At 61.6% G+C, this 18,647-nt stretch carries 17 protein-coding genes; 7 read left to right on the plus strand and 10 right to left on the minus strand.

Going from position 1 to position 18,647, the window contains the following annotated elements; translation table 11 throughout:
- Positions 1 to 72: 72 nt before the first annotated feature.
- The 6 genes from aprB (at position 73) to QMF81_RS02485 (ending at position 8,210) form a co-directional block, all read left to right on the plus strand.
- Positions 73 to 561: an adenylyl-sulfate reductase subunit beta gene (gene aprB / locus QMF81_RS02460; protein ID WP_281751700.1), complete on the plus strand. Its 489-nt coding sequence runs from the start codon at positions 73 to 75 to the stop codon at positions 559 to 561.
- A 42-nt stretch (positions 562 to 603) separates the two neighbouring features.
- Complete coding sequence (aprA, locus tag QMF81_RS02465) at positions 604 to 2,589, plus strand: adenylyl-sulfate reductase subunit alpha (protein ID WP_281751702.1); 1,986 nt, start codon at positions 604 to 606, stop codon at positions 2,587 to 2,589.
- 164 nt (positions 2,590 to 2,753) lie between these two features.
- A complete protein-coding gene (locus QMF81_RS02470) occupies positions 2,754 to 3,995 on the plus strand; it encodes an FAD-dependent oxidoreductase (RefSeq protein ID WP_281751704.1) in 1,242 nt (413 codons plus the stop codon).
- Between the two features lie 3 nt (positions 3,996 to 3,998).
- Positions 3,999 to 6,287 (plus strand): FAD-dependent oxidoreductase, encoded by a 2,289-nt coding sequence (locus QMF81_RS02475; protein ID WP_281751706.1) that lies wholly within the window; start codon positions 3,999 to 4,001, stop codon positions 6,285 to 6,287.
- Between the two features lie 9 nt (positions 6,288 to 6,296).
- Positions 6,297 to 7,523, plus strand: coding sequence for a quinone-interacting membrane-bound oxidoreductase complex subunit QmoC (gene qmoC / locus QMF81_RS02480; protein ID WP_281751707.1), 1,227 nt, complete (start codon positions 6,297 to 6,299; stop codon positions 7,521 to 7,523).
- Between the two features lie 18 nt (positions 7,524 to 7,541).
- Positions 7,542 to 8,210, plus strand: a complete 669-nt coding sequence (locus tag QMF81_RS02485) for a hypothetical protein (protein ID WP_281751709.1) — start codon at positions 7,542 to 7,544, stop codon at positions 8,208 to 8,210.
- Between the two features lie 76 nt (positions 8,211 to 8,286).
- Here QMF81_RS02485 and QMF81_RS02490 read toward each other — a convergent pair whose 3' ends face one another.
- From QMF81_RS02490 to QMF81_RS02535, 10 genes are all read right to left on the minus strand, one after another.
- Positions 8,287 to 8,760 carry a FeS-binding protein gene (locus QMF81_RS02490; RefSeq protein ID WP_281751711.1) on the minus strand — a complete coding sequence of 158 codons (474 nt, stop codon included), beginning with the start codon at positions 8,758 to 8,760 and terminating at the stop codon, positions 8,287 to 8,289.
- Entirely contained in the window at positions 8,747 to 9,703 is a 957-nt protein-coding gene (locus QMF81_RS02495; protein WP_281751713.1) for a 4Fe-4S dicluster domain-containing protein, read from the minus strand. Before QMF81_RS02495 ends, QMF81_RS02490 begins: the two co-directional genes overlap by 14 nt.
- A 63-nt stretch (positions 9,704 to 9,766) precedes the next feature.
- Positions 9,767 to 10,405 carry a cytochrome b/b6 domain-containing protein gene (locus tag QMF81_RS02500; protein WP_281751715.1) on the minus strand — a complete coding sequence of 213 codons (639 nt, stop codon included), beginning with the start codon at positions 10,403 to 10,405 and terminating at the stop codon, positions 9,767 to 9,769.
- A 9-nt stretch (positions 10,406 to 10,414) separates the two neighbouring features.
- A complete protein-coding gene (locus tag QMF81_RS02505; protein WP_281751716.1) occupies positions 10,415 to 12,010 on the minus strand; it encodes a tetrathionate reductase family octaheme c-type cytochrome in 1,596 nt (531 codons plus the stop codon).
- Positions 12,011 to 12,098: 88 nt separating this feature from the next.
- A complete protein-coding gene (locus QMF81_RS02510; RefSeq protein ID WP_281751718.1) occupies positions 12,099 to 13,625 on the minus strand; it encodes a methyl-accepting chemotaxis protein in 1,527 nt (508 codons plus the stop codon).
- Between the two features lie 123 nt (positions 13,626 to 13,748).
- Positions 13,749 to 14,474: an ABC transporter ATP-binding protein gene (locus QMF81_RS02515; RefSeq protein ID WP_281751720.1), complete on the minus strand. Its 726-nt coding sequence runs from the start codon at positions 14,472 to 14,474 to the stop codon at positions 13,749 to 13,751.
- Positions 14,455 to 15,240, minus strand: coding sequence for an ABC transporter ATP-binding protein (locus QMF81_RS02520; protein ID WP_281751722.1), 786 nt, complete (start codon positions 15,238 to 15,240; stop codon positions 14,455 to 14,457). The genes QMF81_RS02515 and QMF81_RS02520 overlap by 20 nt, the downstream gene beginning before the upstream one ends.
- A complete protein-coding gene (locus QMF81_RS02525; protein WP_281751724.1) occupies positions 15,237 to 16,184 on the minus strand; it encodes a branched-chain amino acid ABC transporter permease in 948 nt (315 codons plus the stop codon). The genes QMF81_RS02520 and QMF81_RS02525 overlap by 4 nt, the downstream gene beginning before the upstream one ends.
- The gene (locus QMF81_RS02530; RefSeq protein WP_281751726.1) at positions 16,181 to 17,086 is read right to left on the minus strand and encodes a branched-chain amino acid ABC transporter permease; all 906 of its coding nucleotides are present in this window, start codon (positions 17,084 to 17,086) and stop codon (positions 16,181 to 16,183) included. The genes QMF81_RS02525 and QMF81_RS02530 overlap by 4 nt, the downstream gene beginning before the upstream one ends.
- 51 nt (positions 17,087 to 17,137) lie before the next feature.
- Positions 17,138 to 18,265: a branched-chain amino acid ABC transporter substrate-binding protein gene (locus tag QMF81_RS02535; protein WP_281751728.1), complete on the minus strand. Its 1,128-nt coding sequence runs from the start codon at positions 18,263 to 18,265 to the stop codon at positions 17,138 to 17,140.
- 73 nt (positions 18,266 to 18,338) lie between these two features.
- Between QMF81_RS02535 and QMF81_RS02540 the strand changes: the two genes are divergently transcribed.
- Positions 18,339 to 18,623: a hypothetical protein gene (locus QMF81_RS02540; protein WP_281751729.1), complete on the plus strand. Its 285-nt coding sequence runs from the start codon at positions 18,339 to 18,341 to the stop codon at positions 18,621 to 18,623.
- Positions 18,624 to 18,647 lie beyond the last annotated feature (24 nt).

Below are 18,647 nucleotides of genomic sequence, written 5' to 3' on the forward strand. Positions count from 1 at the left end.
TTCACAAGCGCAACGCGCCTGCCTGTGTGGTTTGGGTCTTTTTTCCAAACAAATCTAGTGACTGGAGGAATTATGCCAACCTTTGTTGATCCGGCAAAGTGTGATGGGTGCAAGGGCGGTGAAAAGACGGCTTGCATGTACATCTGCCCCAACGATCTGATGATCTTGGATCCGGTGGAAATGCGTGCCTACAACCAGGAGCCTTCCGCCTGCTGGGAGTGCTACTCCTGCGTGAAGATTTGTCCTCAGGGCGCCATTACGGCTCGTCCGTACGCGGACTTCGCGCCCATGGGCGGCACCTCGATCCCGCTGCGGAGCGCCGAAGACATCATGTGGACGGTGCAGTTCCGTTCGGGCGAGGTCAAGCGCTTCAAGTTCCCCATCCGTACGACTCCTGAAGGCTCCATTGATCCCTACGCTGGCAAGCCTGAGCCCGGCAACCTGGATGACGAGTTGCTGTTCACCGAGACCGCGCTGAAGAAGCCCCAGGCTGTTCTGGGCAAGAAGTTCGAGGTGGCCGAGGCCGATCTGAAGCAGGTCTTCAAGTCTGCCGTTGCCTAAGTTTGGGCCTATTGACCAACGTACGATATTCAGGAGGAACATATGCCTCAGATTCCTGTGAAAGATCCTGTAAAAGGTTTGCCCCTGGCCGAGCCGGAGCTCGTGGAACTGGAAACCGATGCCCTTATCGTGGGCGGTGGTATGGGCGCTTGCGGCGTGGCTTACGAGGCCTGCCGCTGGGCGGACAAGCACGGTGTGCGTGTGCTTTTGGTGGATAAGGCTGCCCTGGAGCGTTCCGGCGCGGTGGCCCAGGGTCTGTCCGCCATCAATACCTACCTCGGCAAGAACGAGCCCGATGACTACGTGCGCATGGTGCGTACCGACCTCATGGGCCTGGTGCGTGAAGACCTGATCTTCGACCTGGGCCGCCACGTGGATGATTCCGTCCATCTGTTCGAAGAGTGGGGCCTGCCCTGCTGGATCAAGAAGGACGGCAAGAACCTGGACGGCGCCGAGGCCAAGAAACAGGGCTTTTCGCTGCGCAAGGGCGACGAGCCGGTGCGCTCCGGCCGTTGGCAGATCATGATCAACGGTGAGTCCTACAAGTGCATCGTGGCCGAGGCCGCCAAGAAGGCCCTGGGCGAAGATCGCTACATGGAGCGTGTCTTCATCGTGAAGCTGCTCTTGGACGCCAAGGTGGAGAACCGCATCGCTGGCGCCGTGGGCTTCTCGGTGCGCGAGAACAAAGTGTATGTCATCAAGGCCAACGCCATCTGCTGCGCCTGCGGCGGTGCGGTGAACGTGTACCGTCCCCGCTCCACGGGTGAAGGTATGGGCCGCGCCTGGTACCCGGTGTGGAACGCTGGCTCCACCTACACCATGTGTGCGCAGGTGGGCGCTGAGATGACCATGATGGAAAACCGTTTCGTCCCGGCTCGCTTCAAGGACGGTTACGGTCCGGTGGGTGCCTGGTTCTTGCTCTTCAAGGCCAAGGCCACCAACGCCAAGGGCGAGGACTACTGCGTCACCAACCGCGCCATGCTCAAGCCCTACGAGGATCGCGGCTACGCCAAGGGTCAGGTCATCCCCACCTGTCTGCGCAACCACATGATGCTGCGCGAGATGCGTGAAGGCCGTGGTCCCATCTACATGGACACCGCCACTGCCCTGCAGACCACCTTCAAAGAGCTGACTCCCAAGGAGCAGAAGCACCTGGAGTCCGAAGCGTGGGAAGACTTCCTCGACATGTGCGTGGGCCAGGCCAACCTGTGGGCTTGTATGAACATCAAGCCCGAGGAGCGCGGCTCCGAGATCATGCCCACCGAGCCCTATCTGCTGGGTTCCCACTCCGGCTGCTGCGGCATCTGGGTGTCGGGTCCGGACGAGGAATGGGTGCCGGAAGAGTACAAGGTCCGTGCGGACAACGGCAAGGTGTACAACCGTATGACCACGGTCAACGGCCTGTTCACCTGCGCTGACGGCGTGGGCGCTTCTGGTCACAAGTTCTCCTCGGGTTCGCACGCCGAGGGCCGTATCGTGGGCAAGCAGATGGTGCGCTGGTGCGTGGACCACAAGGACTTCAAGCCCACCCTGCAGCTCGATGCCGAAGCCCTGAAGAAAGAGATCTATCAGCCCTGGTACACCTACGAGCAGTACAAGGGTGCTTCCACGGATCCGGTGGTCAACCCCAACTACATTACCCCGCACAACTTCATGATGCGCCTCATCAAGGCCACCGATGAATACGGCGGCGGCGTGGCCACTCTGTACACCACCTCCGAGAAGCTGCTCGACACCGGTTTCGCCCTGCTCGACATGCTCGAGGAAGATTCCAAGAAGCTGGCTGCTCGCGACCTGCACGAGCTTTTGCGCTGCTGGGAACAGTACCACCGTCTGTGGACCGTGCGCCTGCACATGCAGCACATCCGCTTCCGTCAGGAAAGCCGTTACCCCGGCTTCTACTATCGTGCCGACTTCATGGGCATCGATGACTCCAAGTGGAAGTGCTTCGTCAACTCCAAGTACGATCCGAAGACCGGTGAGACCACTGTCTTCAAGAGACACTACTACCAGATCATCCCTGACTAGTTCATGGGCCACGAAAGGCTGCGGGGCTCGCCCCGCAGCCTTTTCTTTCGCGGCAATAGAATGGTCTCTGTATGATCTGTAACGGATCGTGAAGGTTGTTATAGATCATGCTTGGGCCATTCTATTCATTTTATGGCCTTCAACGTTGTCCTGGGAGGAATGTAATGGCGAATACCAGCATACTTGTCATCGGTGGCGGGTTCGCGGGGATGACCGCCGCCCTGGAAGCCGCGGAGCTGGGCCACGAAGTCTATCTCGTGGAAAAGTCTCCGTACTTGGGCGGACGGGTCATGCAACTCAATAAGTACTTTCCCAAGCTTTGTCCGCCATCCTGTGGTCTGGAGATCCAGTACCAGCGCATCAAAAACAATCCGCTGGTCAAATTTTTCACGTTGGCTGAAGTGGTCAAGGTAGAAGGCTCCAAAGGCAACTATACGGCTACGGTACGGGTGCGCCCGCGCCACACGGCCCCCAATAGTGTGGACTTGAGCGCCGTGGCCAAGGGGCTGTCCGGCGAGGTCGTGAGTGAATTTGAATTCGGCCTGGCCCGCCGCAAGGGCCTGTATCTGGACGTACCCTTTGCGTTCCCGCAGCGGTACGTGGTGGACAAGGCGTGTCTGACGGATGCGGACAAGAGCGCGTTGTCGGCGTGTCCGCATGTCAACTTGACGGAAGAGGAGCGCCTCATCCCGCTCCAGGTGGGCGCCATTGTGGTGGCCACAGGTTGGCAGCCCTATGATGTCACCCGTCTCACCAATCTCGGTGCCGGAACGGTGAAGAACTGCATTTCCAACATGCAGATGGAGCGTCTGGCGTCCCCCTACGGGCCGACCCAGGGCAAGATTCTGCGTCCCTCGGATGGGCGTGCGCCGAAGAAGGTCGCGTTCGTGCAGTGCGCAGGCTCCCGGGATGAAAATCATCTGTCGTTCTGCTCGTACATCTGCTGCATGGCATCGCTCAAGCAGGCGCAGTACGTCCGCGAGCAGTATCCGGATGCGGATATCACGGTGTTTTACATCGACCTGCGCACCCCTGGCCGCTATGAGTCCTTTGCCGAAAAAGTCTTGGCGGATCCCAAGATCCACGCCATCAAAGGCAAGGTGGCGGCCGTGGCCCAGGATAAGGCAGGGGATGACGTCTGGGTGACGGTGGAAGATGCCGTGACCGGCGCCAAGTCGGTGGAGCGCTTTGATTTGGTGGTCTTGGCCACGGGCATGCAGCCGAGCCTTGCCGCCCAGAAACTGCCTCTGGACGTGACGGTGGACGAGGAAGGGTTCATTGTGAACGGTGAGGACCAAGGGATTTTCGTGGCTGGCTGCGCCAAACAGCCGTTGGATGTCATGAAGACGGCCCAGTCCGCCACGGCTGCAGCCATGAAGGCGATCCAGACGGTGAGAGGGAGGTAGACCATGGCTGAAAAAATTGGTGTATATTTTGATGAAGCCTCGCTGGGGGGAGCCCTGGATCTCGCCGCCCTCATGGATGGCGTGCGTGCCAAGTGGGGCGCCACCTGTCCTGTGGTGAAGTCGCACCCGCAGCTTGCCTCGGACGAAGGGCGGGCCATGATTCAGGCCGATATCGACGCCGGGACCGTGGACGGCGTGTGCATTTGTGGCTCTTCTCCGCGTGTGGATTGGGACATCTATCGCTTCCCTGGTGTGCTCGTGGAACGGGTGAACCTGCGGGAGCAATGCGTTTTGTGTTATCAGGACCCCAAAGGCCAGCCCGTGGTTCCGGGCGCCACTCCGGAACTCTTGCAGAAGATGGCCACCGACTATGTGAACATGGGCGTGGTCAAGCTCCAGAAGGCGACCCAGCCGGGAGGCGGCGAGATCGAAGCGGTGCGCCGCGTATTGGTCGTGGGCGGCGGCTTTGCCGGCCTGACGGCGGCCCTGGATGTGGCCTCGTTGGGCTATGAAGTGGTCCTGGTGGAAAAGAAGGACCACCTCGGCGGCGCGGCGGCGGAGATGTATAAGACCATCCCGCTGACCCCCCCGTACACGCAGGCACAGCCCACCGGGGTGGAGAAGAAGATCGCGGCAGTGCAGGCCAGTGAGAACATCACGGTACTGCTTGGTGCCCAGCTCAAGTCCTTGGCCGGTGCGCCGGGGCAGTACACGGCCACCATCGCCGTGGACGGCGCGGAGCGCACCGAAGAAGTCGGCGCAGTGGTGCTGGCCACGGGCTGGACGCCGCTGGATGCCAGCTACCTCAAGCCCTTGGGGTATGGTCGCCTCAAGAACGTGGTCACGGCCTGGGAATTCGAGGCCATGGCCAAGGCGGGCGCCATTGTGCGCAAGTCCGACGGCGCCAAGCCTCAAAAGGTGCTTTTCCTCTTGGGCTTTGGTGAGGCCCTGGCGCCGTTTGCGGAAAAAGAGCGCGCCGAAGCAGAGGCGGCGGCCAAGAAGGCTGAAAGCAAAGAAGAAAGTGACGCGCCCAAGACCAACTTCGTCAAGCAGCTCACCTACAAGCATTTGCCCTTTACCTCGGAGTTGACCTCGCTCACGGCCCTCAAGCAGGCCGGGTATGTGCGGGAGTTTTTGCCCGAGAGCATCGCCATGATCGTCTACGAGCACATGATGGTGCCGGGGGTGAACGAGCTGTACTACAAAGCCGCCCAGAATGATCCGGGTATCATGATGACCAAGGGCATCGTGCGCGAAGTGCGTGATGGCGGCGACGGCGATGTGGTGGTGGTCTTGGAGGACACCCTTTTGGGCGCCAAGGTGGAGATCGAGGCCGATCTGGTGGTGGTCCCCACAGGCATGGTGCCCACCACGGCCTTGGAGCCGGTGCTCAACCTCAAATACCGCCAGGGGCCGGCCTTCCCGGATCTGCAGCTCTTCAGCGGCTACGCCGACTCCAACTATATCTGCTTCCCGTACGAGACGCGGCGCACCGGCATCTATGCTGCCGGCGCGGTGCGGCAGCCCATGACCTTGGCCCTGACCGAGACCGATGCTGCCGGTGCGGCCCTCAAGGCGGTGCAGTGCCTGGAGTCCGCCAATCGCGGCATGGCGGTGCACCCGCGTTCGGGCGACCTGTCCTTCCCCAAGTTCAATCTGCTGCGTTGTACCCAGTGTAAGCGTTGCACTGAGGAATGTCCCTTCGGCGCCTTGGATGAGGACGAAAAGGGCAATCCCATGCCCAATACCTCCCGGTGTCGGCGCTGCGGCACCTGCATGGGCGCATGTCCCGAGCGCGTCATCTCCTTTGACAACTACAACATCGATCAGATCGGCTCCATGATCAAACAGGTGGATGTGCCGGACGACATCGAGACCGGCGGCCCGCGTTTCCTCATCCTGGCCTGCGAGAACGACGCCTACCCGGCCCTGGATATCGCTGCCCTGCAGGGGAAATCCTGGAGCCCGTACGTGCGCATCATCCCGGTGCGCTGCCTTGGCTCCGTGAACACCATCTGGATCGCGGACGCCATGTCCAAAGGCACCGACGGCTGCCTGCTTCTTGGTTGTAAGTACGGCGAGGACTACCAATGCCACTTCGTCAAGGGTTCGGAGTTGTGTAACCGCCGCATGGCCAACATCGGTGAGACCCTGGGCAAGTTGGGCATCGAGACCGAGCGCGTGCAGCAGCTTCAGGTGGCCATTGACGACTACGCCATCGTCCCCGAACTGATTGATAAGTTCGTGAGTGATATCATGAAGCTCGGTCCCAACCCGTTCAAGGGCTACTAGGAGGCTTGCATGTCCAAAACGGTACGCATCGAACCCAATGTGCAATTCGTCAAGGAATTGCAGGAGGTGGGAGGCGAGGACCTCAAGAAGTGCTACCAGTGCGCCACGTGCTCGGTAGCCTGCCCCATGTCTCCTGCGGATAACCCCTACCCGCGCAAAGAGATGATCTGGGCGCAGTGGGGGCTCAAAGACAAGCTCTTGAACGACATCGACATCTGGCTGTGCCACAATTGCGGCACCTGTTCGGATCTGTGTCCTCGCGGGGCCAAACCCGGTGACCTGCTCGCTGCCTTGCGCAACATGACCTACCGCAAGCTGGTGCCGCCGGCCATCATCGGGGAGTGGATGAGCTCGCCCAAGCATCTGCCGATCCTGGCAGGCATCCCGGCGGTCATCTTCGGCATCGTCTGGATGATCCGCGCCGCCATGGTGGGGAGCTTCTTCCCGGTGACGGAGGAAGGCAAGATCGTGTACGGGAACCTCTTCCCCGGCGATTTCACCATCGATCCCATCTTCGGCCTCACCGCCCTTTTTGTGCTCATCTGCTTTGCCGTGGGGGTCCGCAACCTTATCGAGGGGTTCAAGAGCACGGTGACGGACACCTTTGTCATCGGCTACAAAAAGCCCACCATCAAAGAGGCCATCATCGATGCCATCAAGTATGAGGTGCTCCAGCATACGCGCTTCAAAGATTGCATCGACGAGCCTGCGGATGAGGAGCGGGTCAAAGGCCATTTGCTCTTGTTCTACGGCTTTGTGGCCTGCTTCATCGTCACCTCCATCGTGGCCGTGGCCCATTGGGGCGGTAAGATCGTGCACTTCTTGGAGCCCATTGGGCACACCCCCATGCCTTTGTGGAGCCCGGTGAAGATCCTGGCCAATGTGGGGGCAGTGCTGCTTTTGACCGGTCTTACCTTGCTTACCCGCCGTCGCCTCAATCTCGAGCGTCGCAAGAGCCGCTCCAACTACTATGATTGGTATCTCTTGGGGGTGATCTGGGCGGTGACGCTGACAGGTATTGGCTCGGAGGTGTTCCGTCTGGCCGCCGTGGCCCCGCTTGCCTTCTTCACCTACTACCTGCATCTGGTGAGCATCTTCATGCTCATTGCCTATCTGCCGTGGTCCAAGCTGGGCCATTTGGTGTACCGGACCACCGCGCTCATCTATGCGCGGTACGTGGGCCGTCTGCCCATTGGCGAAAAACTCATCGAGGACGAGAAAGTCTTTGTCATTTAATCAAGAGGAGGACGCATCATGTCGGAAGCCCGGAAGATTTTTCCCATGGAGACCTTTGTGGCCTACATCAAAGGCGAGGCCAATGATCAGGTGAATGAAATGCTGAGCTACCTCGTGCAGCGGGAGCTCGCTGCCGAGTTCGCTCCCTTTGCCGCGGCTCTGGCCAAGGCGTGGATTTATGAGCAGCACCCGGAACTCACCAAGATGTCCAAGGGACAGATGGTGGAGCTGGGTCAGTCGGTGTCGGTGGCGCCCATGCCGGTGCGCGCCAAGGCTGAAGTGGACGCGGTGTTCGAGAAGCTGGAAGGCTTTGCCGCCAAGATTGCTGCTGCGGAGGCGAAAATTGCGGATCTGCAGTCCACGGTAGCTGCCAAGGACGCCGAGATCGCCAAGCTGCAGGCCAAGGTGAAGGAGTACGAAAGCGAGAAGAAGGGCGAGGCCGAGAAGCTGTTCGTCACTACCGAGGCGCGGGTTGCTGAGTTCACCGCCAAGCTGGAAGAGCTCCTCAAGCAGGTGGAAGAAGTGAAGAAGACCGGTGTGGTCGTGGCCGGCGTGGCTGGCGCGGCGGCTGCCGCGGCTCCGGCTGCAGGCGGCGAGGCCGCGGGTGCTCCGGCCCAGGCCGAGGCTGGTTCGGACTTCGGTTTCTCCGGCGGTGCTGCGGACCCCTTCTCCGACGCCAACTGGTAAAAAATGGGCTCCCTGCCAACGGGCGCGGGAGCCTTGGAAAAAAATCCGCACTCTTTTCCGAGGGTGCGGATTTTTTTTATCTCCTGTTTCGCCGAGCCAACAGCGCCACCGGCGCGAGGACAAAGGGCAGGGCGAGGTGGAGCCAGTCCAGAAGCATCGTGGTCGTCGGCGAGAAAAAGAACCCCGGGGTGTTCTTGGCTACCCGGGCGAGTCCCGTAGCCACGATGCCGAGCCAGAGGGCGGCCTTGAGCACGGTGGCCCGGCGGGGCCGCCATCCGCGGCGCCACGCCGCAAGGGCAAAGGTAGCCCGGTAGCTCAACCAGAAGAGCAGCAGTGCGGCGAGCGCGTAGTGCATGCGGTGGGTGGCGTAAAAGTCCGCAGTCCAGGCAAAGCCCGGCACGTCCGCCAGGTAGTAGCGTTTGAAAATGGGCATCTGGGCCAGCCCAGTAAACAGCAGACCGAAGACAACGGCCGCTGCCAAGCGCCGCTGCCACGCGGGCGGCGTAGACATGGCGGCTTGCGGCGCAGTCCCTGGGTTACTTGTCTTCATGAGAATCCTCCTTGGTGGCGCGCAGGATCTGCAGGGCGCCTGCGGCAATCCCGGCGAGGGGGGCGGCAAGGATGGCGCGTGTCAGGCGTTCTTCCTCATGGAACGGGTTGGGCACGGACTGCAGGTGGGGCCGTCCTGGTCCGGTGGCGATGGCGGCATTGAGTACATCAAAGGGCACTGGAGAGACATAGATGGTATTGGTGCCGCCGTTTTCGTGCTCGCCGTAGAGGAATCCATGCATGGACTCGGCCAGTTGGTGCGCTTTTTCCACAATGGCCTGTCGGGGACCGATGGTTTGCACGTCGTAGGGACAGGCTTCGATACAGGCCGGGAGCGCGCCTTCGGCAATGCGGTTCCAGCAGCGGTCGCATTTGTACATGACCCCGTTGCCGGCGTAGGCAGGAAGGATGTCGAGATAGAGCCCCACGCCGGTTTGGCGCTCGGGAATATGCCAGGGGCACACCGCTTTGCACTTGGCGCCGCCGAGGCAGATCTGGTCATTGATGCGCACAATGCCATTGGCCTGCTTGAAGGCCGCACCCCACGGGCACAGATTGGCGCAAGGGGGATTGGTACAGTGCAGGCACCTGCGGGGGATGTGGATTTCAAAGGGCTGATCGTTATAGGTTCCGGTGGCGGTTTGGATGAAAAGCCAATTGTACGGCGTGAGCCGGTCGTCCACCTGGCGCCGTTCGGACCAATCCGCCACCTGCACCCGGCCTTGGGGGTACATCTTGGGGAAGGGTTGGGTAGGGCGGGGATATTTGGCTTGGTTGGCCTCCCGGCAGGCCTCCACGCAGGAGCCGCATCCCACGCATCGAGAGAGGTCGAGCATGGTGGCGAGTTCTTCTCCGGCTGCTGCGGCCTCGCTGGTCCCAGGAAGCATCGAGAGCGCGGCGCTCGCCCCCAGCCACTGAAAAAATGTCCGTCGGGAAATGCCCATAGAGTCCTCCAGAAAAAAAATCAGGGCCACGGATAGCCATGGCCCTGGGGGTGTCAAGGATGCCTAGCGTCGGGCGGCCCGTTCCCAATCCGCGACTTCGTGTTCGTCCACCTCTTCCCAGCCGCTGATCATGGCCGCGATGTGGCTGGTGAGGGTGTGGCCGGTGGTGGTCATGTAGATGTGGATGATGACAAAGGAGAGGATGCCGAAGGCGCAGGCCAGGTGGATGAGGGCAATGGTTCGCAAGCCGAGGAAGGTGAGTCCCCACACGGCCCAGTCGTTATAGAGATAGTAGAGAAGGCCGGTGCCCATCTGCAGGGTGAGCAGCACTGCGGTGAGCGCCAGGTAGGTCAGCCGCTGCAACGGGTTGTGTTTGGCTTCTTTGGTCTTCTGCACAGGGTGGGGTTTTCCCTGGAAGATGCCGGAGGTGTAGTAGCGCACGACTTCCCAGAGCTTTTTGCTGGTAGGAATGTACTGCTTCCACTCTCCGGTGGTGAAGACCCAGAAGATGATGAAGGCAAAAAGCACCACCCAGCCAAATCCAAAGGCGTTGTGGATCCGTACCGCAGTATGGAAGCCGAGCAGGCTGTAGGTTCCATGGACTTCGAATCCGGTCAGGAGCAGGACGAAGATGATGATGGCCTGCAGCCAGTGCCAGAAGCGTTCGAAGCGTGTGTAGAGGTAGATTTTGGTTTTCGCCATGGGATCCTCCTAGCGCTTGAGAGAAGCGATGAAACGGCCAAGGCCGTGGAGCGCGACGCCGATCACCGAGATGATCACCAGTGCCCAACCGCCGGTATCCAATGCCTGCACCCGATCGCGGGCGGGCATGTACACCCCCTGGATATGGCGGAGGCGGCCTTGGGCGCTATGGCACTCGGTGCATGCAAGCACCTGCTCCTTGGGCGCGACCATGTGGGTGATGGGGAAGACGTATTCGGTATCCACGAAATCGAACTGTCCGCTGTAGGGGAGGCCGTTGTACTCCTGGCCAAGAGCGATGGCCTTGCCCCAGTCGAAGTCCGCCCAATACGCCCCGGAGCCTTTGGGGCCAAAGAGTTTGGGGATGACCATGGTTTTGTTGACCTTGTCATACGGACTCCGGCCGGTGTGGATTTTGAAGGGGAAGATGCGGGATTTCGGGTCATTGGGGCTGCCTTCAGGCCAGCTCAGGCGGACGGGCTTCGTGGGGTCGATGGGGTCCTTGGCTGTGGTGCCTTTGATGGAACCGTTGTACCAAGCGTAGTAAGGGGGAACGTTTTTGCGCCACACGAAGCTCCCTTTTTTGGGATCGTAGTCATCCTTGCCGAATGCATCCTTGTGGATGGGACGCTCCTTGTCGCCGGCCAGGGACCAATCCCAATGCATTTTGGTGGGAAGCGCCCGGGCAAAGGTGGGGATGTGGCAGCTTTGGCAGGCCACTTTGTCGGTGTGGTCGTTGGCCTTGGCATGGGCCTTGTGCGGCGTGTGTCCGTGGCAGGACTCGCAGCTGATCTTGGCGGCAAGGTCATCCTCGAGCAGACTTTTGCGCTCCGTAACGGCCGGGGTGGCATACACCCGGCCCGCGATGTGGTGGGCGCGGGTGGAATGACAGCGGCTGCAGGTAAAGTTTTGGCCATCGAGGCCCATGTGGACGTCAAGGGCCTTGTTGGGATTGGTCATGGAAGAATCGAGGTCGCCGTGCTTCACGCCGTCTCCGCCACCGCCGTAGAAGTGGCAAGCGCCACAATTGCGGCGGCTGGGTTTTCCCACAGACTGGGCCACTTTGGTGTAGTCCGGTGGCAGGATTTCCTTGCCCTCAAAGGGCGTGGGTTCGGTGGCGGGGTAGCCGCCTTTGGTGGGGAACTTGACGTAGGTCCCGGTCTGTTCGTGGCAGACGAGACAATCGATGGCCTCCACATTGGAGAAATCGAAGTTTTTGTTCATCCAGCCGTAACCGGCGTGGCAGGAGGTGCATCGCGGCTCGTTTGCACCCAAGGCGATGCAGAAGTTGTTGACGGTCAGGCGGCCTTTGCCCGTGATGCCGCGCGAATCGGCCGGATCGGCCCATGTCCAGTGGATCGTCTTGTGGAATTGGATCCCGGCCTGGTTGTGGCAGGAGAGGCAGGCGCGGGTGACCTCCTCGGGTTTGGTAAATGGCTGTTTGAGGATGGGGTGTTGGGAGTGGTCCGCGGTGATCCAGGCCTTGGGATCCTCTTTGGTGGCCTGGCGGGCCAGGATGCGGCCTGGTGCCTGTTCGTCAGCCTCCGCCCCCCAGGCAGAGGCGGTCCATGTCAGGACCAGAATCAGGACGAAGGGACGAAGCATCGCTACCTCCTTGCGTTGAATGGAACAGGATGATTGTTCCGTATTCTTCCTGTTCAGCAACGCAAGCGTTGGAGCGATTTGGTCCGTTTTAGGCGGTGCGGGAGATTTCGTGCATGCGGGCGATGATGGAGTGGATGCGTGCCGCCAGCTCTGCAAGGCTGGTGACTGCCTTGGCGGATTCTTCCATGGCGGTGGTGCTTTGCTGCGCCGAATCCGCAAGGCTGCGGCCGATGGTGTCGAGTCCCGCGCTGGCCTCGGCTTGCTGGGCGGCCGCCATGGCGATGTCGCCCAGATAATCAGCGATATTGGTGACTTGAGTGGTCAATTCGGCGAGCATGGTTTGGCTGTGGGCCACGAGCTCGGAGCCTTGGGTAATGGTGGTGGCGGCTTCGTCGGTGGCTTTTTGGTTGGCGAGCACCCCGTGCTGCACCGCCGCGATGGAACTGCGCACATCGTTGGTGGCCTGGACGGTTTTTTCCGCCAGCTTGCGCACCTCGTCCGCCACGACGGCAAAGCCTCGGCCGGCGTCTCCGGCGCGGGCGGCTTCGATGGCTGCGTTGAGCGCCAGCAGATTGGTTTGATCCGCGATGTCTTCGATGACTTGGATGATGGAGCCGATGGTCATGGCCTGCTGCGCCAGGGCGTGCATGCCCTGACGCAAGGCGTTTGCCTGGCCGAGGACGCCGTCCATGGCGTGTTGGGCTTCGTTCAGGGTCGCGGCACAGTCTCGAGCCTTGCGCTCGGTGGCGGCCCCCAGGTCTTGGGCCGTTCGGGTATTGGCGCCGATGGCCCGGGCCGAGCTCGCCAGTTGCTGCGTGGATGTCGCCATGGCCTCGCTGTGCTGCTGTTGGCTGCGGGCCACGGCCGAGGCCTCTTCGATCTGGGCGGAAAGCTCCTCGGCGGCCGAAGCCAGGGTGGCGCCCACCTCGGTGGAGGCTGCGATGAGCTCGGCAAGGGCGGCGTGCTGCTCACGCAAACGCTGCGAGGCCTTTTTGGCCTCGGTCATATCGAGATAGATGCACATGCCGCCGAGCAGGCGGCCGGCGCTGTCGTAAAGAGGATAGACATTGGCCAGCACATGGCGTTCGCTGCCCTTATGGCCGCGGATGGTGACCTCCAGGTTGCGGAAGACTTCTCCGGTGGCCATGGCCTTGCCCACGGCGGTGGAGCGGCTCGGGTCGTTGTAGAAGATCTCCGCGAGCGTTCGGCCCAGCTGGGCTTCGGGCGGAGTATCGATTTCGAGCATCTCCATGGTGGCGGCATTGGTGGCTACGGCCCGTTCTTTGGGGTCCACCAGAAGGAACGGCATGGGCAGGCCCTGGATGATCCCTTGGCGGAGTCCGGTCTCCATGCGCAAGCAGTTTTCCACCTGGCCCAAGGCGCTGGCCAGTTGCGGGGAAATCCGCAGCCCTTGAGGCATGGTGTGCTCGCGGACCAGAGCGTCCAGCGCCGCGGCAAGGGCACGGTGCCCTCGGCCCTCGGCCCACGCGGCTTCCAGGGCCATCAGCAGGGCCGCAAACATGCCGGCCAGGGTGAGTTGGGGGGTGGACCCGATTCCGGCTGCAAGCATGCTCGCGATGAGGACGGCGGTCATGCCAAGAAGACGTGCGCGCATCGTTTCCCTCCTTGATGACGAACCTTGCCTACCCTAAAGCGACGTGCCCGGGCAAGCTGAAGGGGCCTGCGGAAGGCGGAGCGATGTGTCTTCCGCCCGCGTGACCGCGAAGATGCGCAGCGCTTAGCGTGCGGCGTGACCGCCGCCGAGGTAGGCCTTTTGCACCTCTTCGTTGGCCAGGAGATTGGCCGCGGTATCCGAGAGGACCACGCGTCCCACTTCGAGGACGTAGCCGCGGTGGGCGAGCTTCAGCGCCGCGCGGGCGTTTTGTTCCACCAAGATGACGGTCACGCCGCTGCGGTTGATCTCCCGGATGGTGGCGAAGATGGACTGCACCAAAATGGGGGCCAGTCCGAGGCTTGGCTCATCCAAGAGCAGGAGCTTGGGTTCCGCCATGAGCGCCCGGCCGATGGCCAGCATTTGCTGCTCGCCGCCGGAGAGGGTCCCTGCCAATTGATGGCGGCGCTCCTCCAGGCGGGGAAAGAGCCGGTAGATCCACTCTTGGGTGGCGGCCACCCGCTTGGCGTCCGTGGCCGTGAAGGCCCCGAGCATCAGGTTCTCCTCCACCGAGAGGGTGGCGAACACGCGGCGGCCTTCCGGGCTTTGGGTGATGCCATGGCGCACGATGGCGTGGGCAGGCAGCAAGTGGAGCGGGATGTCCCGCAGCCAGATGTGGCCGTCGGCCACGGGGACCAGGCCGCAGATGGCGTTGAGGGTCGTGGTCTTTCCCGCGCCGTTGGCGCCGAGGATGGTGACGATTTCCCCCTCGTCCACGTGGAGGCTGATGCCGTGCAGGGCCTCCACGTTGCCGTAGCGCACGCGCAGGTTTTCAATTCGCAGCAGGGCCATCTTCATCGTCCTCCACGCCCAGATAGGCTTCGATCACGCGGGGATGGTTTTGGATCTCCGCCGGGGTGCCGGTGGCGATCTGCGCGCCGTGCTCCAAAACGATGAGCTTTTGGCATACCCGCATCACCAGGCTCATGTCGTGCTCGATGAGCAGGATGGTGATGCCGCGCGCCTGGATGGCATAGATGAGGCGCACCAGGTCTTGCGTCTCCTGGTCGTTCATACCGCCTGCAGGTTCATCGAGGATGATGAGCTGCGGGTCTGTGGCCAGGGCGCGGGCGATTTCCAGCAGGCGCTGGTTGCCGTAGGAGAGGTTGCCGGCCAGGTTGTCGTGTTCGTGGGCCAGGCCTACGAAGCGCAGCTCCTCCATGGCCCGGGCCAGGGCTTCGTCCTCCTCGCGACGTTGCGTCGGGGTGCGCAGCATGGCCCCGAAGACGCCGGCGCGCATGCGGCAATGGCGCCCGGCCAGGACGTTTTCGAGCACGCTCATGTTCTGGAAGAGCCGGATGGTCTGAAAGGTGCGGGCAATGCCGGCCTGGACGATGGCGTGGATCGGCTTGCCCACCAGCTCGTGGCCGCGGAAACGGACGGAGCCGGAGTCCGGAACGTAGTTGCCGGTGATGAGGTTGAAGACCGTGGTCTTGCCCGCGCCATTGGGCCCGATGAGCCCGACGATGGCCCCTTCGTCCACGTCGAAGGAGACGTCGCTCACCGCCATGAGCCCGCCAAAACTCTTGGTAAGGTTTTCGACCTGCAAAAGGCTCATGGATGTCCCTCCACCAGCGCGGCGGCTTTGGGGTAGCGCGGCGGCCGGGATGGCAGCAGGCCGCCGTTGCGGAAGATCATCATGGCCACCATGGCCGCCCCGAAGACCAACATACGGTACTGGGCAAAGTCGCGGAAGAGTTCGGGCAGGCCAACGAGCAAAAAGGCGCCGAGGAGCACCCCCAAGATATTTCCGGAACCACCGAGAATGACGATGGTAAAGAGGACGACAGATTCCCAGAACGTGAAGGATTCTGGAGAGATGATCGTCATTTTCGCGGCAAAGATGGTGCCGGTCATGCCCGCCCATACCGCGCCGATGACAAAGGCCGCCAGCTTGTAGCCTGCCACGTCGATGCCGCTGCCTGCAGCCGCGGTTTCATCTTCCTTGATGTAGCGCAGGGCCCTTCCGAAGCGGGAGAGCTCCAAGCGGCGGAAGAGAAAGACGCTGACGCCTGTCAGTATCCAGATGAGGTAGAAAAAATGCATGGGCTTGGAAAGTTTGAAACCCAAGAGCATGGGGCGGGCAATGCCGAAGATGCCGTTGGCCCCGCCGGTGATGCCAAAGACATTGTTGATGAGGGCAATGCGCACGATCTCCACCATGCCGATGGTGACGATGAGCAGATAGTCTCCCCGCAGGTGGATGATGGGCCGCGCCACCAGGGCGGCGAAGATGCCTGCCAGAAGCCCGGCCACCGGCATGGTCCAGAGCACCGGCACGCCGTACACCGTGTTGAGGATGGCGGTGGTGTAGGCGCCAACGGCATAGAAGGCGGCGTGCCCCATGTGGAAGAGCCCGGCCAGGCCCAAGATGACATTGAGGCTCAAGGCCAGGATGGCGTAGAGCCCGACGTTGTTGAGCACGTCGGTCCAGTAGGTGTCGAGAATCAGCGGGCATACGGCCAGCAGGGCGGCCACGGCCCACGGTACGATGCGGTTCATACTTTCTCCGCGACCCGTTCGCCCAGGATGCCTGTGGGGCGAACGATGAGAATGAGGATGAGCACGCAAAAGGCGATGGCGTCCTTCCAGGCAATGGAAATATATGCCGCGCCCAAGGCCTCGATAACGCCGAGGAGGAGTCCTCCGAGCATGGCGCCGGGGATGTTGCCGATGCCGCCGAGAATGGCGGCGGTAAAGGCCTTGAGGCCATAAATCCAGCCCATGGTGAAATTGATCTGGCCGTAGTAGAGCCCCACCATGAGCCCTGCCGCGCCGCCGAGGGCCGGACCGATGCAGAACACCAGCATGATGACCCGGTCCACGTTGATCCCCATGAGGCGCGCGGCCCCCTGATCAATGGCTGCGGCCCGGATGGCGGTGCCGATCTTGGTCTTGTGGATGAAGACATAGAGCCCGGCCATGAGGGCCAGAGAGGCGGCGAAGAGCAAGAGACGGATGAGCGGGATCTCGAGGCCGAAGAAAGGGACCGTGGTTTTGGGCAGGACGTCGTGGGGATAGACCTGAAATCTCGCCCCGTACACCAGCATGACGGCGTTTTGGAAAAAGATGGAGGCCCCCAGGGCCGAGACCACGGCGGATAGGCGCGGCGAGTGGCGTAGCGGCTTGTAGGCCACGCGCTCGAGGAGCACGCCGATGACGGCCACCAGCCCCATGACCAAGAGCACCAGAACCCCCACCCCGGCCAAGGGGCCGAGTTTGTCGAAGAGTCCGAGGCTCGTGAGCAGCGTCAGGCCCAGGTACGCACCAATGGTGAAGAGGTCGCCATGGGCGAAGTTGATGAGCTTGAGCACTCCGTACACCATGGTGTAGCCGAGGGCCACCAGCGCATAGATGCCGCCGACGGCCAGGCCATTGGTGAGCTGTTGGATGAATTCTTCCATGCCACGATCCTTGGGTCGGGGAGGGCCATACGGCCCTCCCCGTTTGGTGCGTTAGGGCAGAAGCTTGAAGGCCCCGGTCTCGTCCACTTGGTAGATGCGGTAGAGATCGCCCACGCGGTCGCCCTTGGCATTGAAGGAAATGGGACCGGTGAGGCCCGGGAAGTCTTTGAGCTTGGTCTTGAGGTAGGCGGCGATGTCTTCACCCTTGGTGGAGCCGCCCTTGGCGATGGCTTCCGTCAGCACGCGGTAGGCGTCGCCGGCCAACACCGCCCACACCGAGCCCGGCTGGCTGCCGTAGGCCTGCTTGTAGGCGGCAAGAAAGGCCTTGGCCTCCGGGGTGTCCAGGTCTGCGGGTACAGGCGGAGAGAGGAAAAGGAATCCGGCCGCAGCCTTGGCACCAGCGATCTTCACCAGGTCGGGGTTGTTGGTGGCATCCCCGCCCATCATGGGCACGTCCCAGCCCATCTCCATCTTTTGTTTGAGGAGCAAGCCGGCTTCAGGGTAGTAGCCGGTAAAGAACACGAAGTCCGGACCGGCGCCTTTCATCTTGGTGAGGATGGCGTTGTAGTCCCGCTCCCCCGGGGTGAGGGCGTCGAAGAAGACGATCTTGGCACCCTGGGCTTCCAGGAGCGCCTTAGTCTCGTCGGCCAAACCCTTGGCGTAGGAGGTGTTGTCGTGGAGGATGGCGATCTTCTTGGCGCCCTTGGCAAGGATGGTCTTGGCCGCCACTTTGCCCTGCTCGTCATCGCGGGGGCTGGTGCGCAAGAAGAGCGGCAGCCCCTTTTCCGTGAGGCGGATGGCGGTGGAGCCGGTGGCCACCTGCACGATGCCTGCTTCGTTGTAGATGCCTTGCGAGGCTTCGGTCACCGAGGAGCCGTAGGTGCCGATGACGGCCACGATGCCCTGACTGACGAGCTTGTTGGCCGCCAAGGCGGCCTGGCGCGGATCGCCGCCGTCGTCTTCGGTGATGATTTCCACCTGCATGCCACCAATGCCGCCGGCCTTGTTGGTCTCTTTGGCCAAGAGCTCGACGATCTGTTTCATGTCCTGACCTTCGCTGGCCCAAGAGCCGGTGAGCGGGCACATAAGGCCGATGCGGACGGTTTTGGCCATTGCCGACCCCGCGCCGATACACAGAAGCAGCGCGAGGCAGCCACACAGGATGTGAAAACGTTTCATGCGGACCTCCTTGGGGTTTGGGAAAATGCGTTTCTGCCACCTATGCAGCCGGAATGCTCCGGAAGACACCCAAATGATCCTGTTTTCCGCCAAGGTCCGTAGAGGATCCGGGGAAAAAAAATCAATTTGTTTCCCAAAAAGGAAAATTTGTTCGGAAAAAACCGTGTTTGTCCGCAGCGTCGGCGGCGATAGACGATCTATTTTAGAGTATTGTTCTTTTTTGATCGGTTTTTGGGTGGATTTTTTGAATAGAATTCATGAAGTGCGGAGAATGGGCGGGGTCTTGGCGAAGGGCCTCTGGCGGGCGCAGTGCGGATTCTTTGGGGAGAAGGCGGCGCGGATATTTTTTCAAAATTGAAAAACATGCTGGTGCGATGCAGGC

This window comes from Thermodesulfomicrobium sp. WS, assembly GCF_027925145.1.
Lineage (GTDB): Bacteria > Desulfobacterota > Desulfovibrionia > Desulfovibrionales > Desulfomicrobiaceae > Thermodesulfomicrobium.

Bases quoted from the DNA above. Each gene is read 5' to 3' on its own strand.
- QMF81_RS02470 (WP_281751704.1), top strand. From the start codon at position 2,754: ATGGCGAATACCAGCATACTTGTCATCGGTGGCGGGTTCGCGGGGATG.
- QMF81_RS02500 (WP_281751715.1), bottom strand. From the start codon at position 10,405: ATGGCGAAAACCAAAATCTACCTCTACACACGCTTCGAACGCTTCTGG.
- QMF81_RS02515 (WP_281751720.1), bottom strand. From the start codon at position 14,474: ATGGCCCTGCTGCGAATTGAAAACCTGCGCGTGCGCTACGGCAACGTG.
- QMF81_RS02520 (WP_281751722.1), bottom strand. From the start codon at position 15,240: ATGAGCCTTTTGCAGGTCGAAAACCTTACCAAGAGTTTTGGCGGGCTC.
- aprA (WP_281751702.1), top strand. From the start codon at position 604: ATGCCTCAGATTCCTGTGAAAGATCCTGTAAAAGGTTTGCCCCTGGCC.
- QMF81_RS02485 (WP_281751709.1), top strand. From the start codon at position 7,542: ATGTCGGAAGCCCGGAAGATTTTTCCCATGGAGACCTTTGTGGCCTAC.
- aprB (WP_281751700.1), top strand. From the start codon at position 73: ATGCCAACCTTTGTTGATCCGGCAAAGTGTGATGGGTGCAAGGGCGGT.
- QMF81_RS02475 (WP_281751706.1), top strand. From the start codon at position 3,999: ATGGCTGAAAAAATTGGTGTATATTTTGATGAAGCCTCGCTGGGGGGA.
- QMF81_RS02495 (WP_281751713.1), bottom strand. From the start codon at position 9,703: ATGGGCATTTCCCGACGGACATTTTTTCAGTGGCTGGGGGCGAGCGCC.
- QMF81_RS02490 (WP_281751711.1), bottom strand. From the start codon at position 8,760: ATGAAGACAAGTAACCCAGGGACTGCGCCGCAAGCCGCCATGTCTACG.
- QMF81_RS02505 (WP_281751716.1), bottom strand. From the start codon at position 12,010: ATGCTTCGTCCCTTCGTCCTGATTCTGGTCCTGACATGGACCGCCTCT.
- QMF81_RS02510 (WP_281751718.1), bottom strand. From the start codon at position 13,625: ATGCGCGCACGTCTTCTTGGCATGACCGCCGTCCTCATCGCGAGCATG.
- QMF81_RS02525 (WP_281751724.1), bottom strand. From the start codon at position 16,184: ATGAACCGCATCGTACCGTGGGCCGTGGCCGCCCTGCTGGCCGTATGC.
- QMF81_RS02535 (WP_281751728.1), bottom strand. From the start codon at position 18,265: ATGAAACGTTTTCACATCCTGTGTGGCTGCCTCGCGCTGCTTCTGTGT.
- QMF81_RS02530 (WP_281751726.1), bottom strand. From the start codon at position 17,086: ATGGAAGAATTCATCCAACAGCTCACCAATGGCCTGGCCGTCGGCGGC.
- QMF81_RS02540 (WP_281751729.1), top strand. From the start codon at position 18,339: ATGATCCTGTTTTCCGCCAAGGTCCGTAGAGGATCCGGGGAAAAAAAA.
- qmoC (WP_281751707.1), top strand. From the start codon at position 6,297: ATGTCCAAAACGGTACGCATCGAACCCAATGTGCAATTCGTCAAGGAA.